We start from the raw sequence: 24,519 nt of genomic DNA on the forward strand, positions 1-24,519 counted from the left end.
AACCTACCTTACCTTTGGAGACTCTGTGATGAATAACGATATTTGTCAGCAGATAGAGAATAGTGCGCACTACAGGGAGCTCGTCGATAAGCGGCAACGGTTTGCCTTCATCCTTTCCATCATCATGCTGGTTATCTACGTCGGCTTTATTCTGCTGATCGCCTTTGCCCCGCACTGGCTGGGCACCCCGCTGCACGAGGGGACCAGCGTGACGCGCGGTATTCCGATTGGCATTGGCGTGATTGTGATTTCATTTTTGCTGACCGGCGTCTACGTCTGGCGCGCGAACGGTGAATTCGATCGCCTTAATAAAGCGGTACTGCAAGAGGTAAAAGCATCATGAAGAGAATTCTGACGGCGCTCGCCGCCACGCTTCCCTTTGCCGCCCACGCGGCGGATGCGATTACCGGCGAGGTACAGCGCCAGCCAACCAACTGGCAGGCGATTGTGATGTTCCTGATTTTTGTGGTGCTGACGCTGTACATCACCTACTGGGCATCGAAACGCGTGCGCTCCCGTAACGATTACTACACCGCTGGCGGCAACATTACCGGCTTCCAGAACGGGCTGGCAATCGCGGGTGACTTTATGTCCGCCGCCTCGTTCCTCGGGATCTCCGCGCTGGTGTACACCTCCGGCTATGACGGCCTGATCTACTCTCTCGGCTTTCTCGTTGGCTGGCCGATCATCCTGTTCCTGATTGCCGAACGCTTGCGCAACCTGGGACGCTACACCTTCGCTGACGTGGCATCCTATCGCCTGAAGCAGGGGCCGATTCGCACCCTCTCCGCCTGCGGTTCGCTGGTGGTGGTGGCGCTGTACCTGATTGCGCAGATGGTGGGCGCGGGTAAATTGATCGAACTGCTGTTCGGCCTGAACTACCACGTCGCGGTGGTGCTGGTTGGCGTGCTGATGGTGATGTACGTCCTGTTCGGCGGCATGCTGGCAACCACCTGGGTGCAGATCATCAAAGCGGTATTGCTGCTGTTCGGCGCCAGCTTTATGGCCTTTATGGTGATGAAGCATGTCGGGTTCAGCTTCAATAACCTGTTCACCGAAGCGATGGCGGTCCACCCGAAAGGGGAAGCGATCATGAGCCCGGGCGGGCTGGTGAAAGACCCGATATCCGCGCTCTCGCTCGGTCTCGGCCTGATGTTCGGTACTGCGGGCCTGCCGCATATCCTGATGCGTTTCTTCACCGTGAGCGATGCGCGTGAAGCGCGTAAGAGCGTCTTTTACGCCACCGGTTTCATGGGTTACTTCTATATCCTCACCTTTATCATCGGCTTTGGCGCGATCATGCTGGTGGGGGCGAACCCGGCGTTTAAAGACGCGGCGGGCGCGCTGATTGGCGGTAACAACATGGCGGCGGTGCACCTGGCGGACGCGGTGGGCGGTAACCTGTTCCTCGGCTTTATCTCCGCCGTGGCCTTCGCCACCATTCTTGCGGTGGTTGCAGGGCTGACGCTGGCAGGCGCGTCTGCGGTATCGCATGACCTCTACGCCAACGTCTTCCGCAAAGGCGCGAGCGAGCGCGACGAGCTGAAGGTCTCGAAAATCACCGTGCTGGTGCTGGGCGTCGTGGCGATTCTGTTAGGCATTCTGTTTGAGAAGCAGAACATCGCCTTTATGGTGGGGCTGGCCTTCTCGATTGCGGCAAGCTGCAACTTCCCGATCATCCTGCTCTCCATGTACTGGTCGAAGCTGACCACGCGCGGCGCGATGATTGGCGGCTGGCTGGGGCTGCTGACGGCGGTGATCCTGATGATTCTGGGCCCGACCATCTGGGTGCAGATCCTCGGTCACGCAAGCGCTATCTTCCCGTATGAATACCCGGCGCTGTTCTCGATCGCCGTGGCGTTTATCGGCATCTGGTTCTTCTCGGCCACCGACAATTCGCCGGAGGGTAACCTGGAGCGTGAGAAATTCCGCGCCCAGTTTATCCGCTCGCAAACCGGCCTGGGCGTCGAGCAGGGCCGCGCGCACTAAGCCTTTCCTCCCCGGTCGTTCTGGCCGGGGAGCTTAGAACATCACCCACGCCACCAGCGGCGCAATCAGCACCATCACTACGCCTGAGAGCATCATCACCAGGCTTGCGACAACGCCCTCCTGCTGGCCCAGCTCATACGAACGTGCCGTGCCCGCCCCGTGCGACGCCGCGCCAAACCCCGCGCCTTTCGCCATCCCTTCACGGATCGACAAGCGCAGGAACAACATATCGCCGACCGCCATACCGAACACACCCGTCACGACAACAAACAGCGCCACCAAATCCGGCTGCCCGCCGAGCGGTTTAGCGGCCGCCAGCGCAAACGGCGTGGTTACCGAACGCACCGCCAGGCTGCGCTGAATTTCATCGGGCAGCGTAAACAGCCGCGCCAGCCAGACGGAGCTACACACCGCCACCACCGTGGCGGTGATTACACCCGCGCTGAGCGACATCCAGTGGCGTTTGATAATGGCGAGGTTGTCGTAAACGGGGACGGCAAAAGCGATGGTCGCCGGGCCGAGCAGCCACAGCAGCCAGTGGGATTCGCCAATGTAGTTCTGCCAGGAGATGTGGCCGAAGACCAGCATCAGCACCAGCAGGATCGGCGTGAAGACCAGCGGCATCAGCGGCAGGGCATGAAAGCGGCGATAGAGCCGCTTGTTGGCGAAGTAGATCGCCAGCGTCGCAATCAGGCACAAGACGCTGATCTGAAAGTTAGTCATGTTTATGCCTGCTGATTTCAAAGCGATACACTTTATCCACCACCCAGGCGGTCGCCCCCAGCACCATCAGCGTACTCAGCGCGATAACCGCAAAGATTCGCCAGCCGTCCACCATCAGCAGCTGCGCATAGTTCACCACCGCCACCACCGCCGGAACAAAGAACAGCAGCATCTCCGCCAGCAGCCAGCGCGCCCCGGCGCGCACCCAGTTAAGGGGGATCACGCGGCACAGAATAAGCGTCAGCATCAGCAGCATCCCGACAAGATTGGCGGGCAGCGGCAGATGCAGCCAGCCGACAAGATATTCCGCGAAAACAAACAGTCCCGCGTAGAGCATTACCTGCACCGGGACCTGGAGTCGTTGCACAACGGCAGGCGTAACACGGCTTAACGCCACGGCCATGGGTGTTTTCCTCAAAAATGAGACGAGGCGCCAGTATAGAGAGCGCACGGTATGGACTGAAATGAATTAAAATCATCAAAGGTATAGTTTCGAGGAATAATCATGGACATAAGAACGCTGCGCTATTTTGTCGAAGTGGTTCGTCAGCAAAGTTTTACCCGCGCAGCGGAGAAGTTGTTTGTTACCCAGCCCACCATCAGCAAGATGCTGAAAAACCTCGAAGATGAACTGAACTGTACCCTGCTGATCCGCGACGGGCGCAAGCTGCTGCTGACCGACACCGGACGCGTGGTGTTCGAACGCGGGCTGGCGATTCTGGCGGAGTTTCGCCAGCTGGAAGCAGAGCTGGGCGATATCAATCATCTGAAGAAAGGTGTCCTTCGCCTCGGCATTCCGCCAATGGTGGGGATGATGATGGCCGGGCCGATTAGCCTGTTTCGCCAGCGTTATCCCGGCGTTGAGCTGAAGATTTCGGAGTTTGGTGGGTTAACCGTCCAGCAGGCCGTCACCAACGGCGAGCTCGACGTGGCAATGACCGCCCTTCCCGTTGAGGAAGAGAGCGGTCTGGCGACGCTTCCGCTCTTTAGCCACCCGCTGTGCGTGCTGGTTCCCCGCTCCGGCGACTGGCTGAAGTTAGACTCGGTGAGACCTGAACTGCTCGGCGAGCACCCTCTGCTGATCTACAACGAAGACTTCGCTCTCAGCCGCCAGCTGATGACGCTGTTTAACCAGCATAACGTCAAGCCGCGCATAGCGGTGCGCAGCGGACAGTGGGATTTCCTGGCGGCGATGGTGCAGGCCGGCGTGGGGATTGCCATTCTGCCGCAGCCGATTTGCGAGCGTCTGGATAAAAACACGCTGCGCTGGATCCCGCTGGAGAGCGACCTGCACTGGCAGCTGGGGATGATCTGGCGTGAAGGGGTGTATTTATCGCAGAGCGCGCAGGCGTGGCTGCAGTGTTGTGAGGGGTTTTGGGTGCCCTCACCCTAACCCCTGGGCTCGATCGGTTCCCTCTCCCCTGTGGGGAGAGGGCTAGGGTGAGGGGCAAAAACAGCGCTACTGATTCTCTATCAACAGCGCTTCCAGCAGGTCCAGATCGTGCAGCAGCTTTTGCAGCGTTTCGTTGCTGATCTGCCGCGTGGCGCGCAGATGGTACAGCTCGGCGCGCTCTGAGCGCAGCGCCGCCAGGCGGAACCGGCGCTCCAGGTTTTCCTCCTGCAGCGAGCTTTCCACATCGTTACGCCCGTCCGCGCGGCGGCGCAGGTTACCAATCACGCGGGAACTGACCTCCGTCAGCAGCTGATTGTCGATGTTCTCTTCCGCATCCGCGGCCAGACGCTCTTCCATCTTCTGAATCGCGACAATTGCCACTTCGGCGGTGGCTGCCCGGGCAATACGCTCCTCTTTATGCTGCTGGGTCGAATCACCGGCATCAATATGCTGGAGTAAAATCGGCAGCATAATCACGCCGACAAACAGGGAGAACAGAATCACGCCCGCCGCCAGGAAGACCAGCTCGTAGCGCGCCGGGAAGACATCGCCCGTGGGCAGCAGCAGCGGAATGGAGAGTACACCGGCAAGGGTGATCGCCCCGCGTACGCCCGCAAAAGAGGCGATCAGCAGTTCACGCGTTGTCCACGAACCAAACTCCATCGGCTTTTTCTTCAGGAAACGTACGCTGAAGTTTTTCATCGTCCACAGCCAGCCGAAACGCACCAGCATCAGCGCCATGTAGATCAGCACGATGTCGGTAAACAGCATCCAGACCTCAACGTTCGGATCGGCTTCGGCCGCCACCAGCGAGGATTCCATAATGCCCGGCAGCTGCAGGCCCAACAGCAGGAACACCATGCCGTTAAAGACAAATTCCAGCATGGCCCAGGTGCTGTTGGCACGCAGGCGCATGGCCAGCGGCGCGCGGCGCATTACGCCGGAACGGGTAATGGTCATCCCCGCCGCAACCGCTGCCAGAATGCCCGACACGCCGATATGTTCGGCAATCAGATAAGAGGCAAACGGCAGCAGGAACAGCAGTACGATCTGCGTTGCGGGCTCATCGCCGCCCCAGCGGCTGAGGAAGCGCAATGAGCGGCCGTACAGCCAGCTCACCACGAAGCCTGCGAGAATACCGCCAATCGCCACCTTGAAGAATTCCAGCGTCGCGCCGCCGACGGTAAAGACCATCGTGCCCATCGCAACGGCCACGGCAAACTTCAGGGCAACCAGGCCGGAGGCGTCGTTCATCAGCGCCTCACCCTGTAAAATCCCCATGATTTTCTTCGGAATACGGCCTTCACCCACAATGCCGGACAGCGCCACGGCATCGGTTGGCGACAGCACGGCGGCCAGCGCAAAAGCCGGTATTAATGGAATACCCGGTACCGCCCAGTAGATCAGAAAACCAATCCCGACGACGGTGACCACCACCAGCGCCAGCGCCAGGCCGAAGATCTCGCGCCCGTGCTCAAGGAATTCGCGCGTGGGCGTTTTCCAGCCATCGGCAAACAGCAGCGGCGGGATAAACAGCACGAGGAACAGTTCGGGGTCAAATTCCACGTGCAGGCCAAACGTCGGCCACGCCAGCAGCGCGCCGATGGCAATTTGCATTAATGGCAGGGGGACCTGAAAGGGCAGTACGCGTGTAACCACCCCGGATAGCGAGACCACAAGGGTCATGATGAGTATTGTGAAGAAGATTTCCATGCGTTCCCTGTTTGCTGTGTTGCTTATTTACTCCGGAAGGCGTCGTGCCTTTTATTCTATCTTCCCCAGAGTAACGCAAAAGGCAACAGGATGAGTCCTGAAAATAAAAACGGGCGGCCTGAGCCACCCGTTTTCGCATCAATGGACAACTTAGATTGCCCAGCCGCCCGCGTAGAACGCCACCAGCGCAACGGCGATAATCACGGTGCCAACGTTCAGCTTGCGCCATTCACCGGAAACCAGACGACCAATCACCAGCGACGCGAAGCCAATCATAATGCCGGTCACGATGTTACAGGTCAGGACGATGAAGACCGCGGTGATCAGGCCAGACATGGCGTCCACGAAATCCGCAAAGTCGATTTTCGCCACGTTGCTCAGCATCAGCAGGCCAACGTACATCAGCGCTGGCGCGGTCGCATACGCCGGAACCAGATAGGAGAGCGGAGAGAGGAACAGGATCAGCATGAACAGCACGCCGACGGTGATCGCCGTCAGGCCGGTTTTACCGCCTGCCGCCGTACCCGCTGCGGACTCGATGTACACCGCCGCAGGCGCCGCGCCCACCAGACCAGAGAAGACGCTGCTCAGGGAGTCAGTGGTCAGCGCTTTGCCGCCGTCAATAATCTGACCGTCTTTATCCAGCAGGTTCGCCTGACCGGCCACCGCACGAATGGTACCGGTCGCGTCAAACACGGCGGTCATGACCAGCGCCAGCACGCTTGGCAGGATCACCGGGTTCAGCGCGCCAACGATATCCAGGCTGCCAATCAGGGAGTTGCCTTTGTCATCGCTCAGCGACGGCATGGCGAAGATACCGGAGAAGTGTACGGTTGGATCGAAAATCAGGCCGACGATGGATACACCGATAATGGTCAGCAGAATGCCGCCCGGGACTTTCAGTTTTTCCAGACCGATAATCACCGCCAGGCCGATCAGCGACATAATCACCGGGAAGCTGGCGAAGTGGCCCAGCGCCACCGGCAGACCGTCCAGCGGGTTCTTGATGACCAGACCGACGCCGTTGGCGGCGATCAGCAACAGGAACAGGCCGATACCGATGCCGGTACCGTGCGCCACGCCCTGCGGCAGGTTGCGCAAAATCCAGCTACGGATGCCGGTCGCCGAAATCACGGTAAACAGCACACCCATCAGGAACACGGCACCCAGCGCAACCGGTACGCTGATGTGCTGACCCAGCACCAGGCTGAACGCGGTAAACGCGGTCAGAGAGATGGCGCAACCAATCGCCAACGGCAGGTTCGCCCACAGGCCCATCACGATGGAGCCCACGCCGGCCACGAGGCAGGTCGCCACAAAGACGGCCGCTGGCGGGAAGCCTGCTTTGCCCAGCATGCCCGGCACAACGATGACGGAATAAACCATCGCCAGAAACGTTGTCAAACCGGCAACAATTTCCTGGCGCACGGTGCTGCCGCGGGCCGAAATTTTAAACATGGCGTCAAGTGAACCGCCAGTACGCGCAGATGGCGTAGACATAGAAAACATCCCCTGAGAGTTTTTTAGGAAGTCCGTAAGCGAGGTGGAGACGCCACTGCCAGCTGAACGTCAAATCCTTGTGTTGCGTTTGTGACGAAAGGGCGTCACAAAAAAAGCAAACGTTTAGCTCCGCGCTTACAAACGGGTGGTCAAATTAAGGCAAACGATTATCTAGCGTAATCCCCGCCCTTTTCAACTGAACTTTCTCGTTTTTCGCTAAAATTCACTTATGACGCTGAAGAAATAAACAGAGGATGCGCAAACGTTATCGTCTATGCGCAATTTGTTTACATTTCAGTCCTCACCGGGAATAGATAACGGTCCACCTTGTTCCAGGGTTCTTTGCCAGCCAGGGGTGTTCTCAACTTTTGCCTTCCATGCCTGAATATGCGGCAGATTAGCGATACCGCCGCGCGCCAGCAGGGCAAAGATCGGGAAGCTCATCTGGATATCGGCCATGCTGAGCGAATCCCCGGCAAACCAGCTGTTTTCGGCAAGATGTGACTCAATAAAGCGCGCATGGGTCTCCAGCTGACGGTTGAGATACGCTTTCTGCACCCCCTGCCCCAGCGCTTTGCCCAGGGTTCTGATACCAAACGGCACCGGCGGCTTGCCGAGGCTGTTGAAGACCAGCTTCATTAACAGCAGCGGCATCAGCGATCCTTCGGCGTAATGCAGCCAGAAGCGGTATTGCACCTTATGCGCGGGATCCAAAGGCTTAAGCCGAGACTCGGCATCGTACGTTTCCTGCAGATATTCCAGAATTGCGCCAGACTCCGCAAGAATCAGTCCGTTATCTTCGATGACCGGCGATTTGCCCAACGGATGCACCTTTTTAAGAGCCTCCGGCGCCAGCATGTTCTTTTCGCGCTGGTAGTGGACGATCTCATAAGGCAGGCCGAGTTCTTCCAGCGCCCAGATCGCGCGGTGCGAGCGCGACTGGTTAAGGTGGTGTACCGTGAGCATGGCTTTCTCCTGTTATTCATACTTTTTAACTATAGAAAATTGAACAACACCGCGAAAAAAATTCGTCTAAAAAACGGTCGGTGAGGCTGGCGAAAAAACGGGTCTTGCATAGAATTAAAGTGTCAGCACAATCCGGAACCTCCCCAACCAGCTCGACACTGAGGGGTGCTGATGTCGGGGGAAACCCTCCCGTGAACCAGCGGGATAGAGTGAAAGACAAAGACCGGGAAAAACTAAAGCGCCCTTATGTGGCGCTTTAGTTCTTTATTATGCTTTTTGCCGGCCGCACAAACTCAATCCTCTTCCAGCAGCCGCGCCCCCGTCCCCTGCTCACCCAGCCTGTCGCCAGGGTTACGCAACGGACAATCGCTACGCGACAGGCAGCCGCAGCCGATACAACCGTCCAGCTCATCACGCAGGACGACCAGCGTATGAATACGCCGGTCCAGCTCTTCACGCCACTGGGAAGACAGCTCTTTCCACTCTTTCGGGCTCAGCGTATGCCCTTCAGGCAGCACGCCAAACGCCTCGCCGATGGTGGCCAGGGGGATTCCGATTCGTTGCGCAATTTTGATAATCGCCACGTAGCGGAGCACGTCGCGGGTATAGCGGCGCTGGTTGCCGCCGTTGCGGATGCTTTTAATTAACCCTTTGCTTTCATAGAAGTGGAGCGCCGATACCGCAACGCCGCTTCGCTTCGCCACTTCACCGGGGGTTAAAAGCGCTTTAATTCGCGGCAATCTCTTTTCCATAAAACCTCTTTACCTCAAGTTAACTTGAGGAATTATACTCGCCCGCAGAGAAAACGACGAATTAACCGAGATAGTTGTATCTACAGAGGGGCAACCTTATGTCGCATCAGCAGATTATTCAGACGCTTATTGAATGGATTGATGACCATATCGACCAACCGTTGAACATTGATGTGGTCGCTAAAAAGTCGGGCTATTCGAAATGGTATTTACAGAGAATGTTCCGCACGGTCATGCATCAGACGCTGGGTGAGTACATTCGCCAGCGCAGACTGCTGCTGGCGGCGCAGGCGCTACGCTCCACGCAGCGGCCCATTTTTGATATCGCGATGGACCTTGGCTATGTGTCGCAACAAACCTTTTCCCGCGTGTTTCGCCGCGAGTTTGACCGCACGCCGAGCGACTATCGCCACCAGTTAAATTAATCACCCTCAGTGCAAAGGCTGCTGCTGCCAGGTCATAAATTCCTGGGGCGGCATCGCTTTTGCGAAGTGCCATCCCTGACAAAACTGGACGCCGCGCTTCAACAGCCAGCTCACCTGCTCTGCCGTCTCTACCCCTTCCGCAATGGTTTTCAGCCGCAGGCTTTGCGCCATCTCGATAATATGCTCGGCGATCAGGTGGCTGGTACTGTTGGTCGTTAGGGTATCGATAAACGATTTATCGATTTTCAGAATATCCACGTTCAGCGAGTAGAGGTTGTGCAGGTTCGAGTAGCCGGTACCGAAATCATCGATCGCGACTTCGTAACCCGCCTGACGGAAAGCCTGAATCACCGGCGTGGTTTTTGGCACATCGATAAAACCGCGCTCCGTCACTTCTATTTTGATTTGCTGCGCACGGACGGCGTAGTGGCGGGCCTTGTCGGAAATCATGGCGATCAGCCGCGAGGAGTGGAAGTCCGTGGCCGACAGGTTAATCGAAATATAGAGATGCGGATGCTCGGCCAGGAAATGACCCAGATCGTTGAACACCTCCTCAACGACATAGTCCGTAATCCGCTCGCTCATTCCCTCACTTTCCGCCAGCGGGATAAACTCAGCCGGGCTCATCACCTGCCCGTTAAAGCCAGGCCAGCGTAACAGCGCCTCCGCGCCCACACACTGGTTATTCTTAATATCAATAATCGGCTGATAGTGGACGCAAAGCTGTCGTTTGTTCAGCGCGCGGTGCAGTAAGCGCCCCGGCGAATTAAGCTCACGATGGGTACGGGACCATACCAGCAAAATAATAATGCTGCAGATCATGCCCAGCGGCAGCGTCAACGTCGCCTGGTGATAAAGCGTTTCATAAAAGCGTTTATTTGATGTCGAGACAATGGCCGCAATCGGTCTTTTGGGAGATGTTACGATCGTATAAAAGCGGTTATCTTTTTGAAATACCGATTCCTTATCCCGAATCATCGAATTTAATAAAGAAACATTGGCTTTCTGGCTGACGGAAAAGAAAGCATTGGTTACCGTGTCGTACACACCCCAGGAGAGAGAATGATCCGCGGACATGACTTCGCTGTATGAAAGCGGGTTGACGACAACCACATAATTTCCGCGCTGCATATATGTCATTTTATAGCCAGTATAAAATGGGGTGTCGCGATAATAATAGATAGCGACGTCAGGTTTACGCGTGTAATTAGCGTCAGGAATGGCGTAGGGGTGATCCGGTGTAAAAACGGTCGAACAAAGAAAATTCTGACCTTCAGCGTAAATTAAATCGGCGACAAACAGGCGGCCACGAACAACGTTCAGCATATATTGACGGTGTCCCGGCGTGCAAAGCTCGCCCTGATATTTTACCGCCTCGTCCCTGGCCAGCTCAACCTGTTGAATAACCAGCTCTGTTTTGTCTAAAGCCAGTTCAGCAAATGTGCGTAGCTGGGCGCTTGTTTCAGAAACGGCTCGTAGCTGGGCAAACCATAGCGCAAGCATCACCGGCAGCATAACTACCATGATGATCCCTACCACCCTGAGCATTTTGCGCCGCGCGCTACGATTCATTTCCCGCCCTATATCCCTGCATGTTGTACGCCTGTAGTAATGAAGGCCGGATGCTTTGTTAAACAGGTGATTACGTTGCATGAATCATGCGAAGTTAGCAACTGACTTTTAGTATTAAAAATCTTAAATTTCGTTATGCCGATAATATTTTCCCGTAAGTTAAACTGTAAGTATTCGTTCCGTTTCAATTAAGGAAAATAATTATCCAGCCCGTTAGGGCTGACGGGAAGATAACACAACAGACGATCGTTGATTAAGCCAAACGTCTGACAGCATGAAAAAAGTACAACTTCATCGGGACGTTTTATACTATTTGCTCGGAGGCATTGTGTTCGTTGATTTATAAATAGTCAGCCTTCACCACAATATTTTCAGGATTGGGTGAGAATAACGTCCCTCTTATAAAAACCGAATTTGCGGTATCACCACCTGCCCGATGTGCGTTTCCGGCACGCTGTGTGCCCACCTCCTCGTGCGCCGAAGGCCGAACCAACCCGCGCAATCGCCTTTTCTGAAGAATAAAATCCTCTTTTTTGATCGCTCAGATACTGGCGAATAAATCAACAAATGTGATATAGTTCACACATATTTTGTAACGAGAAACACCGTTTCATTCAGTTCGTCTGTTTTGTAGAGGATGGGTTTTATGGCAACCATTACTACCAGCATGGTTCTCCTGCGCTGGCCTTTGTTGAGTGCGGTACTGATGTTTTTAGCCAGCACGCTGAATATTCAGTTTCGTAAATCTGACTATGCGGGTCTTGCTGTCATCAGCACCCTGCTGGGGCTGGGTGCAGCCTGCTGGTTTGCAACGGGTCTGCTTGGCATCACCCTGCTGGATATCGCCGCCGTCTGGGAAAATATTAAAGTGGTGATGGTTGAGGCGATGAGCCACACGCCGCCAGACTGGCCGATGGTGATTACCTGATCCCTGACGGAATAAAAAAACCCAGACGATAGTCTGGGTTTTTTGTTTTCAGCACGCGGAAATCAGAACGGAATGTCGTCGTCGAAATCCATTGGCGGTTCGTTAGACGGCGCCGGAGCAGACTGCTGCTGCGGACGAGACTGCGCGCCGCCGCTGAACTGGTTGCCGCCCTGCGGCTGCTGAGGCTGACCCCAACCGCCCTGCTGCTGGCTCTGACCACCACCTGCCGGTGCGCCACCGCCCTGACGGCCACCCAGCATCTGCATGGTGCCGCCCACGTTGACCACGACTTCCGTGGTGTACTTCTCAGCGCCGGACTGATCGGTCCATTTGCGGGTACGCAGCTGGCCTTCGATATAGACCTGAGAACCTTTACGCAGATACTCACCGGCCACTTCTGCCAGTTTGCCAAACAGCACTACACGGTGCCATTCGGTCTGCTCTTTCATCTCACCGGTCGCTTTATCACGCCAGGATTCGGAAGTAGCCAGCGTAATGTTGGCAACTGCGCCACCACTCGGCATGTAGCGTACTTCCGGGTCCTGGCCCAGATTACCGACGAGAATCACCTTGTTTACGCCTCTGCTGGCCATGTTCGTGTCTCCTGAATACGTTTCTTAATAGTGTAAACGCGCGAGTGTACCATTTCCATGCTGCACTTTGATAGTTGCGTAGCACGTTCCAGAGTTCTCTCGCAACTCCACATTGTTACACAGCCAATCAGAAAATGCATTCCAATACTGTATATTCAAACAGGTCAAATTGTGTCATAATTAGCCGTTTCTGACAGCCGTTTGTCCTTCAAACAAATCAGGCAATCCGTGTTCCAACCGGGAAAGGTGAATGGATAAGATCGAAGTTCGGGGCGCCCGCACCCACAATCTCAAGAATATCAACCTCATAATCCCTCGCGACAAACTCATTGTCGTGACCGGACTTTCGGGGTCTGGCAAATCCTCACTGGCTTTCGACACTTTGTATGCCGAAGGACAGCGTCGTTACGTTGAATCGCTCTCTGCGTACGCGCGTCAGTTCCTGTCGCTGATGGAAAAACCGGATGTCGACCACATTGAAGGGTTGTCCCCTGCTATCTCTATTGAGCAGAAGTCCACCTCGCATAACCCGCGTTCAACGGTCGGTACCATTACCGAAATTCATGACTACCTGCGTCTGCTGTATGCCCGCGTGGGCGAGCCGCGCTGCCCGGACCACGACGTCCCGCTGGCGGCCCAGACCGTCAGCCAGATGGTGGATAACGTGCTGTCGCAGCCGGAAGGCAAACGCCTGATGCTGCTGGCGCCGATCATTAAAGAGCGAAAAGGCGAACACACCAAAACGCTGGAAAACCTGGCAAGCCAGGGCTATATCCGCGCCCGTATCGACGGCGAGGTGTGCGACCTGTCCGATCCGCCAAAGCTGGAGCTGCAGAAGAAGCACACCATCGAGGTGGTGATTGACCGCTTTAAGGTGCGCGACGATCTCGCCACGCGCCTGGCGGAATCCTTTGAAACGGCGCTGGAACTCTCTGGCGGCACGGCCGTGGTCTCCGACATGGACGACCCAAAAGTGGAAGAGCTGCTCTTCTCCGCCAACTTCGCCTGCCCGATTTGCGGCTACAGCATGCGCGAGCTGGAACCGCGTCTGTTCTCATTCAACAACCCGGCGGGCGCATGCCCGACCTGTGACGGCCTGGGCGTCCAGCAGTATTTCGACCCGGACCGCGTGATTCAGAACCCGGAACTGTCGCTGGCGGGCGGCGCCATTCGCGGCTGGGACAAGCGGAACTTCTACTACTTCCAGATGCTGAAATCGCTGGCAGAGCACTATAAGTTCGACGTCGAAGCCCCGTGGGCGAGCCTGACCCCGAACGTGCACAAAGTGATCCTGTTCGGTTCCGGCAAAGAGAACATCGAGTTCAAGTATATGAACGATCGCGGCGATACCTCCGTGCGTCGCCACCCGTTCGAAGGGGTGCTGCACAACATGGAGCGCCGCTACAAAGAGACCGAATCCAGCGCGGTGCGCGAGGATCTGGCAAAGTTCATCAGCAACCGCTCCTGCGCCACCTGTGAGGGCACGCGTCTGCGTCGCGAAGCGCGCCACGTGTTTGTGGAAAACACCGCGCTGCCGACCATCTCAGACATGAGCATCGGCCATGCGATGGACTTCTTCAACAACCTGAAGCTCTCCGGCCAGCGCGCGAAAATTGCCGAAAAAGTGCTGAAAGAGATCGGCGATCGCCTGAAGTTCCTGGTGAACGTCGGCCTGAACTACCTGACGCTTTCCCGCTCGGCAGAAACGCTCTCCGGCGGTGAAGCCCAGCGTATCCGTCTGGCCAGCCAGATTGGCGCGGGCTTAGTCGGCGTGATGTACGTGCTGGATGAGCCGTCCATCGGCCTGCACCAGCGCGACAACGAGCGCCTGCTCGGGACGCTGGTTCACCTGCGCAACCTCGGCAACACGGTAATTGTGGTCGAGCACGATGAAGATGCGATCCGCGCGGCTGACCACGTCATCGACATTGGCCCAGGCGCTGGCGTGCACGGCGGTCAGGTAGTCGCGGAAGGGACGCTGAAGGACATTATGGCGGTACCCGAATCGCTGACCGGCCAGTTCATGAGCGGCAAGCGCAAGATTGAAGTGCCGAAACAGCGCGTAGCGGCAGATCCGGAAAAAGTGCTTAAGCTGACCGGCGCGCGCGGCAACAACCTGAAAGACGTCACCCTGACGCTGCCGGTTGGCCTGTTTACCTGTATCACCGGCGTGTCCGGTTCCGGTAAATCGACGCTGATCAACGATACGCTGTTCCCGATTGCGCAGACGGCGCTGAACGGCGCGACGCTGGCCGAGCCTGCACCGTACCGCGATATCCAGGGTCTGGAGCATTTCGATAAAGTTATCGACATTGACCAGAGCCCGATTGGCCGTACCCCGCGCTCTAACCCGGCAACCTATACCGGCGTCTTCACGCCCGTACGTGAACTGTTTGCCGGTGTGCCGGAAGCGCGTTCACGCGGCTATACGCCAGGACGCTTCAGCTTTAACGTGCGCGGTGGCCGCTGCGAAGCGTGCCAGGGCGACGGCGTGATCAAGGTTGAGATGCACTTCCTGCCGGATATCTACGTGCCGTGCGATCAGTGCAAAGGCAAACGCTATAACCGCGAAACGCTGGAGATTAAGTACAAAGGCAAGACCATCCACGAAGTGCTGGACATGACCATCGAAGAGGCGCGCGAGTTCTTTGACGCCGTCCCTGCGCTGGCGCGTAAGCTGCAGACGCTGATGGACGTAGGCCTGACCTACATTCGTCTGGGGCAGTCGGCAACCACGCTGTCCGGCGGTGAAGCGCAGCGCGTGAAGCTGGCGCGTGAGCTGTCAAAACGCGGCACCGGTCAGACGCTCTATATTCTGGACGAGCCGACCAGCGGCCTGCACTTTGCCGACATCCAGCAGCTGCTCGAGGTTCTGCATCAGCTGCGCGATCAGGGCAACACTATCGTGGTCATCGAACATAACCTGGACGTGATTAAAACCGCGGACTGGATTGTCGATCTCGGCCCGGAAGGCGGCAGCGGCGGCGGTGAAATTCTCGTCTCCGGTACGCCAGAGACCGTTGCAGAGTGCGAAGCCTCGCACACCGCGCGCTTCCTTAAACCGTTGCTGTAATTGTCACACGGAGAGTTGCTGTCGGGTGGTTTCCGGCAGCAGCTCAACCGCCTGCTGATAGGACGCATCCACCAGGTAGTAGATCTGTGAGCCTGGAATCGATCCATCCAGATAGACGGTGCTCCAGTGCGCCTTATTGAGGTGCTTGCTCGGCCTCACGTCATCATGCTGTTGACGTAGCAAATCCGCCAGTTCAGGGCTGGTTTTCAGCGACGCCGCCGGACGGCCTTCCACCTCTTTCACCATCGCAAACAGGACATCTCCCACTTTAATCTGCGTGGCTTTCCAGTCGCTATGAACGCTCTGCTCCGCGCCGGGCTTGCTCATGCAGTACTGAAGTATCTCCGAAATTGTCATCTTTATTCCCCTTGTAGCGTGGCGATAATTTTACGCGAACCACCGTGAATGCGATGCTCTCCCAGCCAGATCCCCTGCCACGTTCCCAACAGCAACCGCCCGTTGTGAACCGGCAGCATCAACGATACGCCCAGCAGGGAGGATTTAATATGCGAAGGCATATCGTCCGCCCCCTCATAGTCATGCTCGTAAGGCGCGTTGTCCGGGACGCTCTTCAGAAAATGGTGCTCCATGTCGGACCGGACGGTGGGATCGCAATTTTCATTAAGCGTGAGAGAGGCGGACGTGTGCTGAAGCAGCAGATGCAGCAAACCCGTTTTCACCCGCGACAGGTCGCGGAGTTGCCCGATGACTTCATCCGTCACCAGGTGAAATCCGCGTGGTTTAGCGCTTAAGGTCAGGGTCTGTTGATACCACATGTGCTGCTCCGTGATGAAAGATGAATCTTTCTAAGTGTGCAGCAAGAAGACGAAAGGTAAAACCCGCAGCAGCGAGATTTGATTAAAAAAGAGTCAAACCCGCTGCCATGTACTTAATACTCCGAATTGACGATCACCTCTTCGCCAAACTTTCCGGCCATCGGAAGCGGTCGATAGGTCGAGTTAGAGGCGCGCAACACCCTGATCCCTCTGGCTCCCACGTCATGCGCGGCGGTGATGTCGTTATCCGAATCGCCGTAGAATACTTTGATATTTTTCTTTTCCATCCACTGGGTTTTGGTGTTTTGCCCTTCTTTGTCACCGGCAAAAATGACCGGATTCATGCTGGTTGCCGGGATCTGGAAATCATCCTGCAGCGTTTTAGAGACGGTTTCGGTTTTGGTCTGACTGCGGCCGGTGACAAAGTAGATGCTGTCACCGCGCTTCACGTGCATAGCAATAAGCGCACGGGCAACCTCTTTCGGGATGCTGAATTCGTCCCAGCCGTTATTCATTTTTTCCCAGAATTCCGGGTTCTTCAGATACGCTTCGCTGTCGGGTGAATACGTTTTCTTCCCGCGCGAGAAGCCGGGGCTTGAGAACAGCACTGTATCGTCAATGTCAAAACCCACGGCCATTGGCGGGCGGCCGATCAGGCTGTTTTCGATTTGGGCCACGGAAACCCAGTGAATGGGTGCCTGCTCGGCGAGAATGGCGGCGGTGGTGCCGGTGTAAAGCGGCGTCGGGGCAGAAGCTCGCGCGACGACAGCGCTATTAAGCGAGAACAATAAGCAGGCGGCGCTGAGCGCCAGTGTGATCTTGCGCATATTTTCCCCTGAATATTCAGTTTGTTATCGTTTTAATTTGAGTAGATGGTCAAAAAACTATCCGACCATAACCCCAGCGGGAGGTGAAGGGAAGGAGTTTTTGCTTATGAAGATGAATAAAAAGAAGACGATCACAAAGCGCCGGGCAAGGTTTTTGTGCGGCCAGATGCCCTCACCCCAGCCCTCTCCCATAGGGAGAGGGAGAACACCCAGCCCGCAGGCCCGGTAAGCGAAGCGCCACCGGGCAAGGTTTTGTGCGGCCAGATGCCCTCACCCCGCCCCTCTCCTACAGGAAGAGGGGGAAGCGAATAGTAAGTACTTACATCACAGCAGCAAACGCCTGCGCCACGCGATGAACGTTGCTGGCATTCAGTCCCGCCACGCACATACGGCCGCTGGCGATCAGGTAAACGCCGAACTCTTCGCGCAGGCGATCGACCTGCGCCGCGCTCAGTCCGGTATAGCTGAACATCCCGCGCTGCTTGAGCAGATAGTCGAAGTTATTTCCCGGCACGGCCTCTTTCAGCACGTTAACCAGCTCCTGACGCATGGACAGGATGCGCTTACGCATCGCTTCCACTTCGGCAAGCCAGGACGCTTTCAGCTGTTCGTCGCCGAGAACCGTCGCCACCACCTGCGCACCAAAGTTTGGCGGGCTGGAGTAAATACGGCGCACCGTCGCCTTCAGCTGGCCGAGCACGCGACCCGCCGCTTCGGCGTCTTCACAGACCACGGACAGACCGCCAACGCGTTCACCGTACAGGGAGAAGATTTTAGAGAAGGAGTTACTTACCAGCGCTGGCAGACCTGCGCTGGCCACGGCGCGGATGGCGTAAGCATCTTCTTCCATGCCCGCGCCAAAGCCCTGGTAGGCAATGTCGAGGAACGGAATCAGGTCGCGGGCCTTCAGTACCTCAATCACCGCATCCCACTGGGCGTTGGTGAGATCCGCCCCGGTCGGGTTATGGCAGCATGGATGCAGCAGCACAATGCTGCGCGCCGGCAGGGTGTTCAGTTTTTCCAGCAGTGCTTCGACGCGCACGCCGTTCGTTTCGCTGTCGAACCACGGATAGGTCGCCACGCTGAAACCTGCGCCCTCGAAGATCGCAACGTGGTTTTCCCACGTCGGGTCACTGACCCACACGCCTGAATCCGGGAAGTATTTTTTCAGGAAGTCTGCACCCACTTTCAGCGCACCCGAGCCGCCCAGCGTCTGGATGGTCGCCACGCGTTTTTGCGCGAGCACCGCGTGATCGGCACCGAATAACAGCGGAGCGATGGTGTTGCGGTAGGCGTTTAACCCTTCCATCGGCAGATAAAGAGAAGCACCGTGTGGAACAGCATTCAGACGCGCTTCGGCTTCGGCAACGGCTTTTAATTGAGGAATGATGCCATCCTCGTTGTAATACAGACCGATGCTGAGGTTTACTTTGTCGCTGCGAGGATCTTCTTTGAAACGCTCCATTAAGGAGAGGATAGGGTCGCCGGCATAGGCGTCAACTTTCTGAAACACGCGATGGTTCTCCGGAATTCGATGAGGCAGGGATTTCAACAATAAACCGGAAGTAGGAGAAGGTCGAGAGCGATATCAGGCCAGCCCCTGGATATATCGGCAAATTTGATCGATTCGCTCAGGCAGTGAGCCCTGCACGCGCAGAAAAGGAATATTTCGTGCCGATAGCTCTGCTTCATACCATACCTGCTGTCTGTGGCGAAACGCCTCGCCCTGCCGGGTGCCATCCTGTACAAACGGAAATTCATCTCCGCAAAGTACGACCAGTGCATAGTCTCGTTCAGCTAACTCCTTTAACGCCTGCGGCGCGCTGCCAAACTGATCGAGTGTGTAAAACAGGGTCGTTAAAGGTGACGTATCACAGACCAGATAAGGCGCCGTGCAGGCTAATGCTTCCCGGCGCACTTGCTCGCGGGCAATATGCAGCAAATCCTCCAGTTCAAGTACACCATTCATTGCTTCCCAGTGTTCACGACCATACTCTGCAACGTACGGAACGTTTAGCGTCTGCGCCAGTGCCTTTGCTAGCGTGCTTTTTCCCGTCGATTCTCCACCTAATAAGCAGATACGAAAAACAAAGCTTCGGTACACCTCTGGGGACATCATCTTACGATAACGATGAACATCAGAACGTATGCGCGTTCCCGAAGGGGCATCAGGTCCCAGTGGACGCTGGAGACGAACGTGCGCAACCGGTCGTCCGAAACGTTGGCTCAACACACTAGCAAACCCGTCTCCATAGTCTTCGGCAGTAAATACCGCCTCTGGCTGACTATGCAAAATGTCCTCACATAGCGTTGCAACATAATGCCGGTGAAGATCGTCATCAGCGTCATTCGGTGGAGGTGGCGCAAGGCCATATGAAGCCAACACTTGCGGCGAAAGCACGAGGTGGCGACATTGCGGGAAGCGCGTTGTTAACCAGTTAAGCCGCTTTTCAGGTTCGTAACCGCGTATTTCCGGCACCGAATAGCTAATGATAAAGACCGTCTCGCACTGCTCAAGAGCCGCATTGATAAGCGCTTCATGCCCTGAATGCAAAGGTGCAAATTTGCCCACAACCAGGCCGCTGGCATAACGCTTCATTGCGCGCGGATCTCCTTACGCCACTGATACAGTCCATGCCATGCATTAAACCAAAATAGCAAATATAACCCGGCGGTCAGATGCAGGTCCCTCATCGCATACAGCGGTACCGCCAGCGTGTTAACGGCAATCCAGACGTACCAGTTTTCCAGACGTCGTCCCATCAGCATAAACTGAGCAAGAACGCTGAATGTCAAAATGATGGAATCCAGCCAGGGAGCCCAGGCATTCGTATAGAGATGCAATATCAGTCCATACACCGCCGCCACGCTCACGGCACAGGCCAGGAGCATCAAGAAATGCCCCGGTTTGGTACGACGAACAGGCAATACCTCTCCATGGTTGCCTTTAAGCCAGTGCAACCAGCCGGTTATGCTCGTAACAATGAAGAAGAATTGAAGCGTAACGTCAGCATAAAGCTGTACTGAATAAAAGACCCACGCGTAAAGTCCGCAGCCTATGATGCCAATCCACCACGTATGGATGTTATTTCTGGCAGCCAGCCAGACGGAGAGCGCATAGGCCAGACAAGCCGCGATTTCTAAAGGGGACATTATCCTTCCCTGGAATGAAATGTTAGTCGATGTACTTCATCGCCACCCTTGACGTCAGGCGTGTGATAAGTTCGTAAGCACTCACTTTCGTAATTTCAGCAATGCGTTCGACGGGCAGCCCCTCGCCCCACATCACGACATCGTCGCCGGGCTTATCCTGGGCTTCAGGCCCCAGATCGACACAAATCATGTCCATCGCCACGCGGCCAACAATCTTCACCTCGCGACCGTTGACCAGAACCGGCGTGCCCGAAGGCGCGGCGCGCGGATAGCCGTCACCATAACCCATCGCCACCACGCCGAGACGGGTATCACGCTCGCTGGTCCAGGTACCGCCGTAGCCGACCGGCTCGCCCGCTTTATGGTCACGCACGGCAATCAGGTTAGAGACCAGCGACATGACCGGCTGGAAGCCAAAGTCCGGCCCCCAGGGTTTGTTCTCCAGCGGCGACACGCCGTAGAGAATAATGCCCGGTCGCGCCCAGTCGAAATGCGACTGCGGCCACAGCAGAATCCCGCCGGATGCCGCAATCGAGCGCATCCCCGGCTTGCCTTCGCAGAAGGTATTAAAGATATCCAGCTGCCGCTCGGTCGCACCGCACTCGGGCTCATCGGCACGGGCGAAGTGGCTGACGATATTCACCGGCTGACGCACGTTTTTGCACCGGCATAAACGCTGATAAAACGCTTCCGCGCTTTCCGGACGCACGCCAAGACGGTGCATGCCCGTGTCGAGCTTCATCCAGACGTTCACCGGCTCGCTCAGTTCGGCGGTTTCGAGTGCGGTTAGCTGTTCTTCGTTATGTACCGCCGTGTGCAGATGCTGGTCAGCAATGGTCGGCAGATCGCTGGCTTCGAAAAAGCCTTCGAGGAGCAGTATGGGTTGAGTAATGCCGCCCGCGCGCAGGCGGAGGGCTTCTTCAAGACGGGCGACGCCAAAGGCGTCGGCATCGGGGAGCGTTCGCGCGGTCTCAAGAAGACCGTGTCCGTAAGCGTTCGCTTTCACGACTGCAACGAGCTTGCTGGCAGGCGCCAGTTCACGCAGACGTTGCAGGTTGTGTCGCAGAGCGCGGCGGTTAATAACAACAGTTGCCGCTTGCATTTGAATTCCTTAGAAATTACTCATCATCATATTGAGGACCGGCATAGTTGTCGAAACGCGACCACTGTCCGTTAAAGGTCAGACGCACCGTCCCGATTGGGCCGTTACGTTGTTTACCAATAATAATTTCGGCGATCCCTTTCAGGTCACTGTTCTCGTGATAAACCTCATCACGGTAGATAAACATAATTAAGTCGGCATCCTGCTCGATGGAGCCGGACTCACGCAGGTCAGAGTTGACCGGGCGCTTGTCGGCACGTTGTTCCAGAGAGCGGTTCAGCTGCGACAGCGCGACTACCGGTACGTGCAGCTCTTTGGCTAACGCCTTGAGCGAGCGGGAAATCTCCGCAATTTCAAGCGTACGGTTGTCGGAAAGCGACGGGACGCGCATCAGCTGAAGGTAGTCGATCATGATGAGGCCGATGCCACCGTGTTCACGGGCGATACGGCGCGCGCGGGAGCGCACTTCCGTCGGCGTCAGGCCGGACGAGTCATCGATATAGATGTTACGTTTTTCCAGCAGAATGCCCATGGTGCCGGAGATGCGCGCCCAGTCTTCATCATCGAGCTGGCCGGTACGAATGCGGGTCTGATCTACGCGCGACAGCGACGCCAGAGAACGCATCATAATCTGCTCGGAGGGCATCTCAAGGCTGAAGATCAGCACCGGCTTATCCTGCAACATCGCCGCGTTTTCGACGAGGTTCATCGCAAAGGTAGTTTTACCCATCGACGGACGCGCGGCGACGATAATCAAATCCGACGGCTGCAGGCCGGCGGTTTTCTTGTTCAAATCGTCATAGCCGGTGTTTACCCCGGTCACACCGTCGTGCGGCTGCTGGAACAGTTGTTCGATACGGGCAACGGTGGCGTCGAGGACATCGGCGATGTTTTTTGGGCCTTCGTCTTTATTGGCGCGGCTTTCGGCGATTTTAAAGACGCGGGATTCAGCCAGGTCGAGCAGGTCTTCGCTGGTGCGCCCCTGCGGATCAAAACCGGCCTCGGCGATCTCATTCGCCACCGAGATCATCTCGCGGACGACGGCACGTTCGCGCACGATATCGGCGTAAGCGCTGATGTTCGCCGCACTAGGCGTGTTTTTTGACAGTTCCGCCAGATAGGCAAACCCGCCGCAGCTGTCGAGCTGACCAAGACGCTCCAGCGATTCCGCGAGCGTGATCAGGTCGATCGGGCTGCCCGATTCCTGCAGGCGCGCCATTTCAGTAAAGATGTGGCGGTGCGGGCGGGTGTAGAAATCTTCCGCCACGACGCGCTCGGCGACGTCGTCCCAGCGCTCGTTATCCAGCATTAAACCGCCCAACACCGACTGTTCCGCTTCAATCGAGTGCGGCGGGACCTTTAACCCTGCGACCTGGAAATCACGCTCGCGAGGTTCAGTCTGTTTGTTGAAGGGTTTGTTTCCTGCCATAGTGAATGGAGTTACCGAGATAAAGAGTGGGTCGAAAGATTACCATATTTTTCTTACGGAGGGAGCATGGCAACGCGCATTGAATTCCAGAAACACGGTGGGCCAGACGTACTGAAAGTGGTGGAGTTCACACCTGCCGCGCCTGGCGAAAACGAAGTGCAGGTTGAAAACAAAGCCATCGGCATTAACTACATCGACACCTATATTCGCGGCGGTCTCTACCCGCCGCCGTCAATGCCGAGCGGCCTGGGCACCGAGGCGGCCGGTGTCGTCGTTAAAGTGGGCAGCGCGGTTAAGCATATTAAAGAGGGCGATCGCGTGGTATACGCGCAGTCTGCGCTGGGCGCTTACAGCTCCGTCCACAACGTTCCGGCGGATAAAGCCGCCCTGCTGCCTAACGCCATCTCCTTTGAGCAGGCGGCGGCCTCGTTCCTGAAAGGCCTGACGGTTTACTACCTGCTGCGCAAAACCTATGAAATTAAACCCGACGAGCAGTTCCTGTTCCATGCCGCAGCGGGTGGCGTCGGGCTCATCGCCTGTCAGTGGGCAAAGGCACTGGGCGCGAAGCTGATCGGCACCGTCGGAAATGCACAAAAAGCGCAGCGCGCGCTGCAGGCGGGCGCCTGGCAGGTGATTAACTACCGTGAAGAGAGCATTGTTGAGCGGCTGAAGGAGATCACCAGCGGCAAAAAAGTGCGCGTGGTGTATGACTCGGTGGGGAAAGACACGTGGGAAGCGTCGCTGGACTGTCTGCAGCGCCGTGGTCTGATGGTCAGCTTCGGCAATGCGTCAGGCGCGGTAACCGGCGTTAACCTCGGTATTCTGAATCAGAAAGGTTCGCTGTATGTGACTCGCCCTTCCCTGCAAGGATACATCACCAACCGGGAAGAACTAGAGGAAGCCAGCAACGAGCTGTTCTCGCTGATCGCCAGCGGGGTCATTAAAGTGGATGTGGCTGATGCGCAGAAATACGCGCTAACCGATGCGCGGCGCGCGCATGAGGTGCTGGAGAGCCGGGCGACGCAGGGGTCGAGCTTGTTGATTCCCTGAGTCCCAAAAGAAATTGGGCTTCCCGTGGGAAGCCCTTTCTTTTTTTAGTTCGGCTGTATGTAGGGTACAGCTCGATGAATTCTTTAACGGCAGTCATAGTGACAGATTCGATAACTAAATCCTATTCTGTTCTAAGCCATGCCGCCGGAAAAGTTACAAGTATGTGACGAACCCCTCAATACCTTAGTAACGGAAGCGGTTATTGCGCTGATAACTGGGCACTTTTGGCGCTTTAATCGCCCGAATCACCCACACGACCGCAATGGCCAGCAGTAGCCACGGCAACAGTTTGATCGTCAGCGCAAACAGGCCGCCAATAAACATGACCACCGTCGCCACCACGATAGCCGCCAGAATGCCGAGCAGCGAAACGCCTGTCGCTAACAGCATGACAAAAAAGCCAATCACAAAAAGTAGTTCCAGCATGGTGCTCTCCCACGAGTTCCCGAGTAATGCAGTCAGCACTACAAGAATCATGCCAGTATTAAGCTGTTGTTATTAAAGCAAAACGCCCCGCGAACGTTCGCAGGGCGTGGTGAATTTGACGAACTTTTA

24 protein-coding genes are annotated in these 24,519 nt (G+C 56.4%); 7 read left to right on the forward strand and 17 right to left on the reverse strand.

The window, feature by feature from the left end:
- Nucleotides 1-28: 28 nt before the first annotated feature.
- Complete coding sequence (locus ADJ24_RS07810; RefSeq protein ID WP_023310065.1) at nt 29-343, forward strand: DUF485 domain-containing protein; 315 nt, start codon at nt 29-31, stop codon at nt 341-343.
- Nucleotides 340-1,989 (forward strand): cation/acetate symporter ActP, encoded by a 1,650-nt coding sequence (gene actP, locus ADJ24_RS07815; RefSeq protein WP_023310064.1) that lies wholly within the window; start codon nt 340-342, stop codon nt 1,987-1,989. The genes ADJ24_RS07810 and actP overlap by 4 nt, the downstream gene beginning before the upstream one ends.
- A 33-nt stretch (nt 1,990-2,022) precedes the next feature.
- On the opposite strand, the gene ADJ24_RS07820 is transcribed toward actP, so the two are convergent.
- Together ADJ24_RS07820 and ADJ24_RS07825 are read right to left on the reverse strand one after the other, a co-directional pair.
- On the reverse strand, nt 2,023-2,712 hold the full coding sequence (locus ADJ24_RS07820) for an LrgB family protein (RefSeq protein ID WP_023310063.1): 690 nt from the start codon (nt 2,710-2,712) through the stop codon (nt 2,023-2,025).
- Nucleotides 2,705-3,115, reverse strand: coding sequence for a CidA/LrgA family protein (locus ADJ24_RS07825; protein ID WP_023310062.1), 411 nt, complete (start codon nt 3,113-3,115; stop codon nt 2,705-2,707). Before ADJ24_RS07825 ends, ADJ24_RS07820 begins: the two co-directional genes overlap by 8 nt.
- A 102-nt stretch (nt 3,116-3,217) precedes the next feature.
- On the opposite strand from ADJ24_RS07825, the gene ADJ24_RS07830 reads away from it, so the two are divergent.
- Nucleotides 3,218-4,105: a LysR family transcriptional regulator gene (locus tag ADJ24_RS07830; protein ID WP_023310061.1), complete on the forward strand. Its 888-nt coding sequence runs from the start codon at nt 3,218-3,220 to the stop codon at nt 4,103-4,105.
- A 66-nt stretch (nt 4,106-4,171) separates the two neighbouring features.
- On the opposite strand, the gene ADJ24_RS07835 is transcribed toward ADJ24_RS07830, so the two are convergent.
- The 4 genes from ADJ24_RS07835 to soxR all read right to left on the reverse strand — a co-directional run bounded on the left by ADJ24_RS07835 (nt 4,172) and on the right by soxR (nt 9,036).
- Nucleotides 4,172-5,818 (reverse strand): Na+/H+ antiporter, encoded by a 1,647-nt coding sequence (locus ADJ24_RS07835; RefSeq protein WP_023310060.1) that lies wholly within the window; start codon nt 5,816-5,818, stop codon nt 4,172-4,174.
- A 150-nt stretch (nt 5,819-5,968) separates the two neighbouring features.
- Nucleotides 5,969-7,318 carry a guanine/hypoxanthine transporter GhxP gene (ghxP, locus tag ADJ24_RS07840; RefSeq protein WP_023310059.1) on the reverse strand — a complete coding sequence of 450 codons (1,350 nt, stop codon included), beginning with the start codon at nt 7,316-7,318 and terminating at the stop codon, nt 5,969-5,971.
- A 294-nt stretch (nt 7,319-7,612) separates the two neighbouring features.
- Complete coding sequence (locus tag ADJ24_RS07845; protein WP_023310058.1) at nt 7,613-8,284, reverse strand: glutathione S-transferase family protein; 672 nt, start codon at nt 8,282-8,284, stop codon at nt 7,613-7,615.
- A 293-nt stretch (nt 8,285-8,577) separates the two neighbouring features.
- Nucleotides 8,578-9,036: a redox-sensitive transcriptional activator SoxR gene (soxR, locus tag ADJ24_RS07850; protein ID WP_023310057.1), complete on the reverse strand. Its 459-nt coding sequence runs from the start codon at nt 9,034-9,036 to the stop codon at nt 8,578-8,580.
- Nucleotides 9,037-9,134: 98 nt separating this feature from the next.
- Between soxR and soxS the strand changes: the two genes are divergently transcribed.
- Nucleotides 9,135-9,461, forward strand: coding sequence for a superoxide response transcriptional regulator SoxS (soxS, locus tag ADJ24_RS07855; RefSeq protein WP_008503387.1), 327 nt, complete (start codon nt 9,135-9,137; stop codon nt 9,459-9,461).
- 6 nt (nt 9,462-9,467) lie between these two features.
- Here the strand turns inward: soxS and ADJ24_RS07860 are convergent, their stop codons facing one another.
- Nucleotides 9,468-11,033: an EAL domain-containing protein gene (locus ADJ24_RS07860; protein ID WP_023310056.1), complete on the reverse strand. Its 1,566-nt coding sequence runs from the start codon at nt 11,031-11,033 to the stop codon at nt 9,468-9,470.
- Nucleotides 11,034-11,679: 646 nt separating this feature from the next.
- Between ADJ24_RS07860 and ADJ24_RS07865 the strand changes: the two genes are divergently transcribed.
- A complete protein-coding gene (locus ADJ24_RS07865) occupies nt 11,680-11,961 on the forward strand; it encodes a YjcB family protein (RefSeq protein WP_008503385.1) in 282 nt (93 codons plus the stop codon).
- A gap of 62 nt (nt 11,962-12,023) precedes the next feature.
- On the opposite strand, the gene ssb1 is transcribed toward ADJ24_RS07865, so the two are convergent.
- Nucleotides 12,024-12,554, reverse strand: coding sequence for a single-stranded DNA-binding protein SSB1 (gene ssb1 / locus ADJ24_RS07870; protein ID WP_023310055.1), 531 nt, complete (start codon nt 12,552-12,554; stop codon nt 12,024-12,026).
- 250 nt (nt 12,555-12,804) lie between these two features.
- Between ssb1 and uvrA the strand changes: the two genes are divergently transcribed.
- On the forward strand, nt 12,805-15,627 hold the full coding sequence (uvrA, locus tag ADJ24_RS07875) for an excinuclease ABC subunit UvrA (protein ID WP_048702300.1): 2,823 nt from the start codon (nt 12,805-12,807) through the stop codon (nt 15,625-15,627).
- Between the two features lie 3 nt (nt 15,628-15,630).
- Here the strand turns inward: uvrA and ADJ24_RS07880 are convergent, their stop codons facing one another.
- From ADJ24_RS07880 to dnaB, 8 genes are all read right to left on the reverse strand, one after another.
- Nucleotides 15,631-15,984 (reverse strand): MmcQ/YjbR family DNA-binding protein, encoded by a 354-nt coding sequence (locus tag ADJ24_RS07880; RefSeq protein ID WP_023310053.1) that lies wholly within the window; start codon nt 15,982-15,984, stop codon nt 15,631-15,633.
- Between the two features lie 2 nt (nt 15,985-15,986).
- Nucleotides 15,987-16,403 (reverse strand): secondary thiamine-phosphate synthase enzyme YjbQ, encoded by a 417-nt coding sequence (locus ADJ24_RS07885; RefSeq protein ID WP_023310052.1) that lies wholly within the window; start codon nt 16,401-16,403, stop codon nt 15,987-15,989.
- Nucleotides 16,404-16,516: 113 nt separating this feature from the next.
- A complete protein-coding gene (gene aphA / locus ADJ24_RS07890; protein ID WP_023310051.1) occupies nt 16,517-17,230 on the reverse strand; it encodes an acid phosphatase AphA in 714 nt (237 codons plus the stop codon).
- Between the two features lie 319 nt (nt 17,231-17,549).
- Nucleotides 17,550-18,743, reverse strand: coding sequence for an aromatic amino acid transaminase (gene tyrB, locus ADJ24_RS07895; RefSeq protein ID WP_023310050.1), 1,194 nt, complete (start codon nt 18,741-18,743; stop codon nt 17,550-17,552).
- 75 nt (nt 18,744-18,818) lie between these two features.
- Nucleotides 18,819-19,829, reverse strand: a complete 1,011-nt coding sequence (locus ADJ24_RS07900) for an AAA family ATPase (protein ID WP_047173675.1) — start codon at nt 19,827-19,829, stop codon at nt 18,819-18,821.
- Nucleotides 19,826-20,383: a nicotinamide riboside transporter PnuC gene (gene pnuC, locus ADJ24_RS07905; RefSeq protein ID WP_023310048.1), complete on the reverse strand. Its 558-nt coding sequence runs from the start codon at nt 20,381-20,383 to the stop codon at nt 19,826-19,828. Before pnuC ends, ADJ24_RS07900 begins: the two co-directional genes overlap by 4 nt.
- 22 nt (nt 20,384-20,405) lie before the next feature.
- Entirely contained in the window at nt 20,406-21,485 is a 1,080-nt protein-coding gene (alr, locus tag ADJ24_RS07910; protein ID WP_023310047.1) for an alanine racemase, read from the reverse strand.
- A 16-nt stretch (nt 21,486-21,501) separates the two neighbouring features.
- The gene (gene dnaB / locus ADJ24_RS07915; protein ID WP_023310046.1) at nt 21,502-22,914 is read right to left on the reverse strand and encodes a replicative DNA helicase; all 1,413 of its coding nucleotides are present in this window, start codon (nt 22,912-22,914) and stop codon (nt 21,502-21,504) included.
- Nucleotides 22,915-22,980: 66 nt separating this feature from the next.
- Here dnaB and ADJ24_RS07920 point away from each other — a divergent pair, with 66 nt between their 5' ends.
- Nucleotides 22,981-23,964: a quinone oxidoreductase gene (locus ADJ24_RS07920; protein WP_023310045.1), complete on the forward strand. Its 984-nt coding sequence runs from the start codon at nt 22,981-22,983 to the stop codon at nt 23,962-23,964.
- 183 nt (nt 23,965-24,147) lie between these two features.
- Here ADJ24_RS07920 and pspG read toward each other — a convergent pair whose 3' ends face one another.
- On the reverse strand, nt 24,148-24,390 hold the full coding sequence (gene pspG, locus ADJ24_RS07925; RefSeq protein ID WP_023310044.1) for an envelope stress response protein PspG: 243 nt from the start codon (nt 24,388-24,390) through the stop codon (nt 24,148-24,150).
- Nucleotides 24,391-24,519: the final 129 nt, after the last annotated feature.

The organism is Enterobacter sp. 940_PEND (assembly GCF_001059415.1).
Classification (GTDB): domain Bacteria; phylum Pseudomonadota; class Gammaproteobacteria; order Enterobacterales; family Enterobacteriaceae; genus Enterobacter; species Enterobacter cloacae_M.